This is a genomic window from Streptomyces sp. NTH33 (assembly GCF_003236365.1).
GTDB lineage: Bacteria > Actinomycetota > Actinomycetes > Streptomycetales > Streptomycetaceae > Streptomyces.
Genome location: NZ_POTZ01001075.1, coordinates 1 through 606, shown reverse-complemented (window position 1 = coordinate 606; position 606 = coordinate 1). Strand labels below are relative to the sequence as shown.

Annotated in this window: 1 protein-coding gene; it reads left to right on the top strand. The window is 69.1% G+C overall.

Features of this window, described 5'->3' with window-relative positions; all coding sequences use genetic code 11:
• Nucleotides 1-560 (top strand): SigE family RNA polymerase sigma factor (locus C1I97_RS38535; protein WP_111007419.1); only part of this gene is annotated, 560 nt, incomplete at its 5' end.
• Nucleotides 561-606 lie beyond the last annotated feature (46 nt).

The window sequence follows — 606 nt, the reverse complement described above, 5'->3', positions numbered from 1 at the left end:
GCTCGGGGGAGCGCCGCACCCTGTCGGAGACTGTAGATGCCGAAGCGGCGTTTACCGCCTACGTCCAGGAGCGCCGCGCCTCTCTGTACGCAACCGCCTACCACCTCACCGGCGACCGTTTCGAGGCCGAGGACCTGCTGCAGAGCGCGCTGTTCTCGACGTACCGGGCGTGGGACCGGATCAGTGACAAGGCGGCGGTCGGCGGGTACCTCCGCCGCACCATGACCAACCTGCACATCAGCGCCTGGCGGCGCCGCAAGCTCAACGAGTACCCGACCGAGGAACTGCCGGAGACGCCCGGCGACACGGACGCCATGCGCGGCACCGAGCTGCGCACGGTCCTGTGGCAGGCGCTGGCCCGGCTGCCCGAACTCCAGCGCACCATGCTGGTCCTGCGCTACTACGAGGGCCGCACGGACCCGGAGATCGCGGACATCCTCGGCATCAGCGTCGGCACGGTGAAGTCCAGCATCTGGCGCTCCCTGCGCCGGCTGCGCGAGGACGAGGTCCTCAGCTTCGGCCGTGACCAGGAGGAGTCCTTCGGCGAGCTCGTCGCCTGAACCGGCCGAAGGGTAGGGGGAAACGGGGAAACAAGGAGGGGAAAAC